General features: G+C 40.9%; 9 protein-coding genes. All 9 read right to left on the minus strand.

Going from position 1 to position 8,084, the window contains the following annotated elements; translation table 11 throughout:
- The 9 genes from CJP72_RS18555 to CJP72_RS18595 all read right to left on the minus strand — a co-directional run bounded on the left by CJP72_RS18555 (nt 1) and on the right by CJP72_RS18595 (nt 6,724).
- The gene (locus tag CJP72_RS18555; protein WP_162382811.1) at nt 1-2,373 is read right to left on the minus strand and encodes a VirB4 family type IV secretion/conjugal transfer ATPase; all 2,373 of its coding nucleotides are present in this window, start codon (nt 2,371-2,373) and stop codon (nt 1-3) included.
- A complete protein-coding gene (locus CJP72_RS18560) occupies nt 2,370-2,684 on the minus strand; it encodes a VirB3 family type IV secretion system protein (RefSeq protein ID WP_162382812.1) in 315 nt (104 codons plus the stop codon). Before CJP72_RS18560 ends, CJP72_RS18555 begins: the two co-directional genes overlap by 4 nt.
- A 43-nt stretch (nt 2,685-2,727) precedes the next feature.
- Entirely contained in the window at nt 2,728-3,015 is a 288-nt protein-coding gene (locus CJP72_RS18565) for a conjugal transfer protein (RefSeq protein ID WP_162382813.1), read from the minus strand.
- A complete protein-coding gene (locus tag CJP72_RS18570; RefSeq protein ID WP_193568781.1) occupies nt 3,012-3,632 on the minus strand; it encodes a lytic transglycosylase domain-containing protein in 621 nt (206 codons plus the stop codon). The genes CJP72_RS18565 and CJP72_RS18570 overlap by 4 nt, the downstream gene beginning before the upstream one ends.
- A gap of 26 nt (nt 3,633-3,658) precedes the next feature.
- Nucleotides 3,659-3,982: a hypothetical protein gene (locus tag CJP72_RS18575; RefSeq protein WP_162382814.1), complete on the minus strand. Its 324-nt coding sequence runs from the start codon at nt 3,980-3,982 to the stop codon at nt 3,659-3,661.
- 316 nt (nt 3,983-4,298) lie between these two features.
- On the minus strand, nt 4,299-4,607 hold the full coding sequence (locus tag CJP72_RS18580; protein ID WP_238340110.1) for a hypothetical protein: 309 nt from the start codon (nt 4,605-4,607) through the stop codon (nt 4,299-4,301).
- A gap of 155 nt (nt 4,608-4,762) precedes the next feature.
- Entirely contained in the window at nt 4,763-4,975 is a 213-nt protein-coding gene (locus CJP72_RS18585) for a hypothetical protein (protein ID WP_162382816.1), read from the minus strand.
- A gap of 158 nt (nt 4,976-5,133) precedes the next feature.
- On the minus strand, nt 5,134-5,625 hold the full coding sequence (locus CJP72_RS18590) for a helix-turn-helix transcriptional regulator (protein WP_162382817.1): 492 nt from the start codon (nt 5,623-5,625) through the stop codon (nt 5,134-5,136).
- Between the two features lie 94 nt (nt 5,626-5,719).
- Nucleotides 5,720-6,724, minus strand: a complete 1,005-nt coding sequence (locus tag CJP72_RS18595; protein ID WP_342212332.1) for a replication initiation protein — start codon at nt 6,722-6,724, stop codon at nt 5,720-5,722.
- Nucleotides 6,725-8,084: the final 1,360 nt, after the last annotated feature.

Consider the following 8,084-nt stretch of genomic DNA (forward strand, 5'->3'; position numbering starts at 1 on the left):
TCATTTTCCTTTAATTCGTCGGATAAATTCTGGAACCCAAATATCAGGATCGTCTGTCATAAGCTCAGACCTGATTTTCTCGGCAAGAGCAATACCTTCAGTTGAACCAGAAATTATTGGGAGAAAATCATCAAAACCATACAAATCCATTTTCACAAAGACACTTGCACCAGATTGCTTTATTAGCATTGTTCGTGATTCTTTTCCAAGTCGTTTTAACCTTGTAAATTCTTTTTCAGTTAGTCCCACCTGCCGATAGCCATCATAATCGGCATCAGGATTTGGTAAAAAAATCTTTGTTGGTGTTTGCTGGACAATCGCAGCAAAAATCTGGCAAGAGATTGCATCCTCTGGCGACTGGCTGGTAAGCCACATCATTTCACCTTTAAGTCGCCCGGCCTTCAGAACTGATTTTATCTGTGCTTGAGTCGTAGGGAAATTACAAGGCATCCAAAATTCTTCAATGAGTGAGAGCATGAGTTTCCCCTCACGCTGCATCAACGTTTTATAAAAGAAGAGCACTGCCAGTACAGGCTCACATGCAGGATGCACCCCACCACTGGCTGTTTTTTCTAACAATACAGTTGTGTCAAAACCTACTTTCTGAAAATCCAGCGGGTTAAAAATATTGTCGGGTGAATCTGTCCACAGTGCATACTCTCCCTTGTGACACCATTTTTGGAGGCGAACAGCCAGATTCGAACCAGGGGGGATTTTTTGCAAAAGTTTGCTGACTCGCCGTGATTCTCGCGGCAACTGCATTACAGCATCAACAGCCCCGGATAAGATTTCAGCCTCTTCATCACTACAAGGATTTCCTTGCGTGTCGCGCGCAAAAATCTTCACGTATTGCTTCAAAAACGCAACAAGTCTCCCCCCCAATGCTGGATCATCAGAATCTGCAATCTGGAACGGATTCAGCCCACTATATCGGCCCTCATCAAGGGTGAAGTATGCAGCACCATAGGTGCGAGCAAACAACTCAGTAGAGCGATTGAAATCGACAATAAACAATGACGAGTCAAAACGCTGTAAAAAGCCAGCAGCAACCCCCTCAAATGTAGTTTTACCCGCGCCAGTCGCCCCGAGGATGAGAGCATGACCAGCGATCTTTTGGCCTGTAACATTTCGATGCGGCTCAGAATAATGCGTATTGAAGTAATACAGGCCATCCGAAACAGTTTTGAGAGGCATGATAGCCGAGCCATCACCGATTGGATTGCCAGCTTTTTTACCTACTGAGTAATTGTGCATTGAGAACGTACAAGCCAGATTCGTGATCGTACGCCGAGAATCAAGTGGTCTTTTCTTGTTTAGGGGTAGATGACTGAAATAGACATACGGCGCAGCCGCTGCTGTGCGTGCGAATCGAAACCCTTTGCCGCTCGTAATAAACTCAGCGGAAACCTTCTTACCGTTCATCCTCGCCATCTCAGGGGTAGAACCGTAGACAGTTAATGCACAGTGATAGGAACCAAAAACCGTTTGACCACTCACCACCGATTCCTGGCCTATGACCAGCTCTTCTTGCTGCCCTACCCCCGCATCATTTGCTGATGAAAGTTTGTTAAGCTGACTATCAATTCTCCGTAACGTTTTAGCAGGAGCTTCAAAAATAAAACTTTGGGTAATGAGAAACTCATAAGGTAGCGTTAAGAGAAAATTCCAATGCCCCGGCTCTGTAAACATTGGGAAATCTTTGATAATAAAGTTGGTGGCGAAGATCTTATTGTCGGAATCATTATTCCTTAGTTCAAGAACATCATTTCCAAAATACCACTCGGAATCAATAATTGACTGAGAGAGTGGTGTTGAAGATGCTGGAATTAACACATGATTTTTATTAAAGAGACTTGAGAGGTAAGCACCCGTTTCGCTTACATAATTTTCACCAACAACTAAAACTGAAGGATTGAAAACTTTAAAAGCAACAAGCGCTTGATCGACCAAATCTTGCAAACGCTCAATGCCTGCATCAATCTGGTTATAAGGCATACCGAACGTAATGTACCAGGTCGATTTGAAAAAACTCCCGGTTCTAAATGTTGAAATATATTTTTCTGAAAATCTGTTTAAAAAATCATTATCAAAGCTGTATGAATCATCTAAAGATACTCTCTCTCTGACAAGATGAGTCCATAAATATAAATCTCCCTCCTTACCCGCGCCAACGAGAAAGTCTTTCGCATTTAAAAAAGCGTTTTCTAATGCTGCATCTGATACACTCTCAAAAGGTAGCCCTTCAAGAATAATAGTTGACAGCATTTTATTGTCCTCAGTGTAAACAACACTATTTGAGACATGAAACTGGTAATTCGGATAAAGAGATGTAACAGGTTTATTTTTCTTTTTTTTGAGTTGGTTAGAATTCACTGATCATACCCTCCAGAATCAAAACCAGTTATCAAATCACCATGTTTTAATTTAAGAAGCATTCCGCTTAAGGATAACTTAAGTACACGCAATGCGTTTGGATCGTTCTCACATACAACTTTAACCATGAATAGAAATGAGCCTATTAATAATGGAAATACCAAACCAAAAACACCAAGAAAATAGACACCTATAAAACCGGAAAAAGTTGCGAGGAAACCACATGATAATAGAAGCATCAGAGGAACCCCTCTGACCATAGCTGGGCGATTTAAACCGTTATATGTAAAGTAAACATCTTTACCATTCATAGCATAATCCTAGCCCGCCTATCGACGGGCTGCTTTTGAGTGTTTAAGCTAACAGACCAAGTGCCCAATTCCCCCCAGCTAAAGCACCACCCGCGCAAATGACCTGTAACAAAGCGACACCGACATCATTCCATGATTTTTTTTCTAAAAACGCCCAAATAATGCAATAAGCGAGATAGATTAGTGCCGCAATACCTAAGCAAACAAAAATCCACGTTTTAATTGAAGTCAAAGCATCTGTGCCGCTATCTAAACCCCCGGCAAGAACTCCCATAGAAATAAAAAGCAGTGAGAAACAGAAAGCATTCAAGAAACCACTACGTTTATTCATTTAAAATCCCCAAAAACATCCCAAGAAGATGTTTTCTCAATAATATTAGTTTCAGTTTTAACGGTTGTAATATCTTTAGAACTATTAAATTCTAAAGCATTTTCATCCGGTGGAAGTAGAGCAGGAACTTTGTAAGCTTTCTGTTCTACGCGCTCAACATAGCTTTTGCCATCATAATTAAACTCTTTGACATATCCCCTTTTATCATTACCTGAATAATATCGAGACAAAGCATTTCTAATTTTTTTCTGGTCACTACCTCCTTGTTGGCGTTCGAAATTTTCAGTAAGAATTTTTGCGCCGATCTGAATGTTTTTACACACATCAAATACGGTATTGTTATCTAATCCGTATGACTGAAAATTTTTACTGTTAATTTGCATCAAACCTGCACTGTAGTTTTTCCCCTGCCTATCCAGAGTATTCACATACTTAATCGCTTCTTCGCGTGATTTGAATTGTCGGCTTTCATTATCACTTACGTTAGCTACAGCATATGGATTTTTACCCGACTCAGTTTCTATAAGTGCGTTGATAGTTACTGGATGAACATCGGGAGCGCAACGGGCTATCAGCGCATCATTAATTGATACGCTGGTTTTTGTATTTGCTATCAAGCCTGTTGAATCTGGCGGAGGGGTTACTACTTTTGTTTTTTTAGATTAGCGTTTAATTTTGTCCATTTCAGAGTATCTTTATCAACAAATGTGAACAAAGGACGTTTTGATCCATTTACTATCTGAAATAGCTGACCTTTTTCCTCAACAGCCTGAAATTCATGTTCACCTGTATTTTTATCTTCGATAACTAGTTTGTAGTTATCCCCATCAGGTGAGATCGTAAATTTTGAGTTTGCTGTCGGCTTCTCCTTCCAAACTCCAGAAAATTTTCCAGTCATTTCAGCGGAAACAGAAACTGAAAAAAGAGATAAAGTAAGTGCAGCGATTATTAATGCTGATTTTTTCATATGGCCCCTTCGGATAGGTTCGAATAAACGATGGATTAAGCCCAAACCATACCACGCTAGGGCTTGTGCCTAAACTCTTCTGTCACACTCTCGCAGTGACCGCGCTCATGCCCTTGAGCATCTGCCGCGCATTGCCGCTCATTACCGGTGCGAATTTGGCTTAAACGCTGCTTTACCGGAGCTTGTTTTGATATAGGAACCTTGACCCATCACTACACAGGCTCACCTAACGGTGACTCAGTACAGCATCATGACTGCTGCATTGCCTTTAGGCTACGACTCATCGATTCACCACTTCATAATCAGCCCTCCACCTTTAAACAAGCTTATTAAATTTACTCGGGCAATAGTCAAGTAATTCCCTTACTGGTCTTGATTTCCCTCTTCTCTTTTCCCTCCCATGAACGCTAATACCATAGTCAGAAAAAAGAGTATCGCGAGAACGTTTGACACTACGTTTCATGATTTGTTTTTGTGCGGAACCGATCTCAGAAGAGATAGCCTCTAACTTTGAAACTATCAAAATAACCTTTTCAACTTTTGATACTTTAGTTCTGTTCAAGTGAGCATCGAGTTCCAAACATCTTTTTCGGTACTCTCTTTGCCTTACATGCCGCATAGCCATAAAACATTCCTTTTTTTCTACTGTGACAAATAACAAAAAAAACAATGCTCTAGGCAATTATGAGATTTCACCCCAGCTACCTCTGTAGCATATCAGGCGCGAAAACCGTCCAGGTTCTCATCTTTTCGCTGTTTCATTTTTAAAGAGCAGAAAACTTAAGTTAAGTCTTCTTTAGTTTCTGAGTTCATATCTTCTTTTAAAGCGTTACGGATAAAGTTCAAAACCATATCCTTCTTTGGCGTTTGGCCTTTAGAACCAGTCCTGCATCTTTTTTCAAGAAAGTAGTTCAGTTCAGCATCGAGTTGAATAACCATTGAAGCAGGTGTCCATTCTCGATCTTCGCCATCTGGACGAAATCGATTAATCATAAAAATCCTTGTTTTTTTACTTGTGCAACTGGCTTGTATTTTAATCATCTCCCCTTACATTCATATGGGAAAATTTACTATTTTTCTTATTTTTTTTTCCATTCTTTTGTGCATTGCAAAAAGCGGCATAACACCGCTTTTCAGTAGTATTGATTTGCTTAGATGATAATCTCCATTACGTGTTCCATGACTTTCATGCAAACCAGTGATTTCAAGATACTCGGATCATCCGCGCCTAACTCAACAGAAGCTTCAGTGATAGTTTGTGAAACGTCTTCGTCCTGCATTTTCCTGTCATAGGATATTTCTCTCTCACTAACACCAGATGTTAGCAGCAATAGGATATCCTCTTGTTGATCAGTTAAACCGTCAAAAATTTTCACCCCCCCACCAGAACAAGATTTAACCATCTTTAGCATAACCCTGATGTAAAATAGAGTTCTCAGATCATATGTAGATTCTGTTGACAGTTTGAGTTTGATGTTAGCTAGATGATTATTCACCGTTTTCACGCTTTTATTCTGGTTTGTTGCGATCTTAGAAGCAGTAACACCAAGCGAATACAGCACCATGATGATACTTTCTGTAGATGATAACTCTGGAAAAACTTTGAGAAGTTTTTCAGACGGGATATGATGACAGTCAGCCATGACAATCTCCAAGCAGGTTGTTGTGGTTAGTCAGTAGTGCCGTGTACCAGACGGCGCTACTGACGTCTTGATCTATTTCTAGATGATTAGTTAGTCATTCGAAATTTTGTTTTTTTTTGCTCCCTCCGCGAAACCCTTGCGGGATTTCTGAATTAGGTTTTTGGGGTTCTGGTTTTTCTTTGGTGCTGCCTTTGAAGCCGTAAGGTATTTCGTCTCCGTGTTCAGAAATTTCGTTTATGTCACGCATTCGACTTCCTACCCCCGCCCCTCCTTCTTGAAGAAAATTATCTTCTTCACTTTCAAGATCTCTTTCCACGCTATAAGTGAATCTCAAACGGGTAGCTTTGCGTGCAACTCTCTCCACTATTTCAAAAGATAAGTCTTTGATTTCTGTTACCCGGTTAATGGTATCCACATTTTTTTTCAAAAAGTCTCTGTTGAAATCTTTGAACTGAGCATGGAGATAGATTTTTTCCTCCCCCTCAATCCTGTATAGGTTTAATTCATCCTTTAATTCATCAACACCGATGTCGAAGTAACTAACCTTCCCGGAACTAATATTTTTCCTGATCAACTGGTACAGAGAACTCGCGTTTGTCTCTGTTAGCCTTGCAGCAGAAAGTAAAACCTGTGTCGTAAAACCATCAGCCAAGCGACAGATGTATGGTTCAATCACCCTGGTAAATGAAATGTCAATGTAACCTTCACTTTCTACATAATCACAGAACTCAGTAAGGTTCATAGAACGTATGCTATCAGACGCATTTTTTTTCGTTTTAATCGGTTTATAGAATTGGCCCGGTCTGTAAAGCGGCTCTAGAAGTTGACTCTTAGGGATACTAATGACGCTGTGCTGAAGCTCATTCGCGCCGTCTTTCATCTGTTTGTAAGCAACAGAAATGTCGATGTTTGCGATCATCGCATACTCATTCGCTGTAATTCTAAAAACCTGCCCTTGTTCGATTAACCTTTTTGAATCTATTTGAGCTATTGCCATAAACAAAATCCGCCTAGCGGGTAAAGGCAAAACTGAGAACGTGTGATTAATCTCGTTTCTATGCCTTATTTTTGTCTTTAGCGTTACATTTGCCAGTTTCACGGGCTATCCCTCTGGTTTTTTAAAATCTTGTTACTAACCTATATTAAAAGTGGGTTCACGTAAAGTGGGAAACCCACCTTTTCAATACCCACCTTTTCAAATTGACGGCATACATCCCCACCTTTCACAAAGCTCCCACTTTAATGATTAAATTTATATCTTATATTTCAGTTAGTTACGTTTTAAAAAACACACAATCACGGTCTGACGGCACACATCCCCACCTATAAAAATATGTATCGATTACATAAGCTTATAGATTGTCATCCCCCTCAGAATTTTACGTCAAAGCTCTGGATTACAATCGTGAAGTTAAAAGCAGTTTGCTTTATGTACATTTCTCATGGCTCGATAACGTACCGTGTGATGCAAACATGTTTATTGCTCAATATTCAACCTAAACGGCATACTTCCCCACCTGTGACGGCATATCTCCCCACCTGTGACGGCATACCTCCCCACCTGAACGGCATACCTCCCCACCTGTGGCGGCACATCTCCCCACCTGTGACGGCATGCCTCCCCACCTGTGGCGGCATACCTCCCCACCTGTGACGGCATACCTCCCCACCTATAAACACACCCGCTTTTTTTTTATCTTTTAATATCAACATTTTATCGTGTTAATAAAATGTTATCTAAGTCTATTAAGTTTAATAAGATCTAACTAAGTCATTATTAAGTTATTTAAAAAGATAAATAAGCTTTTGAAGGTAAATGCATGTGGATAACTCAAACCATCAAATAAAATGCACTCCTTAATCTGACAAATCGGAGCGTAAAGAGCTATATGCAACACCTGGCTAAATTCCGCTTCCTCGGCAAGACAGACTCGCAAACTCGCTAATCTTGCCTTGCGGCGAGCGTTACCTACTTTCGTCTCCCATAGCCAAACCAGTTACCGATCTTCTGACGATCCTTTTCAGATCGCTGGATCTATAAAGAAATGGTTCCACAGAACGCGCTGTACGCGATTTTTCAGCACATAGCCATATATGCTTATACGTCGAGAGCTAAAAGCGCTCAGAGAGGCTTACAGAGAGAATTTGATGATCCCCTTATCTTGCAGCCTCAATATGCTGCTCAATTCCGCAACCTGAAATAGTTAGATGTTTTCAGAATTACATCGTATATACATTGTAATTATTTAAGTGTATATACACCATGTGGTAGCCGCCTGGTAAGCTGGCAAAGCCAGCACCCGCAGTACAGCGCCCCACCGCGCCTTAAGCGCGATGGCGTACCGTTCGCAGGCTCACGCGCTAACTGCGCCCTCCGGGAGGCTGTGCCGGGTTCTGAGTGGCCTGTGTGCGCGCTATGGCCTGGCAGGAATGGGGAGGTTTAACGGAATATGACGGTC

Source organism: Citrobacter sp. NCU1, assembly GCF_010231475.1.
In the GTDB taxonomy this organism is placed as follows: Bacteria; Pseudomonadota; Gammaproteobacteria; order Enterobacterales; family Enterobacteriaceae; genus Citrobacter_D.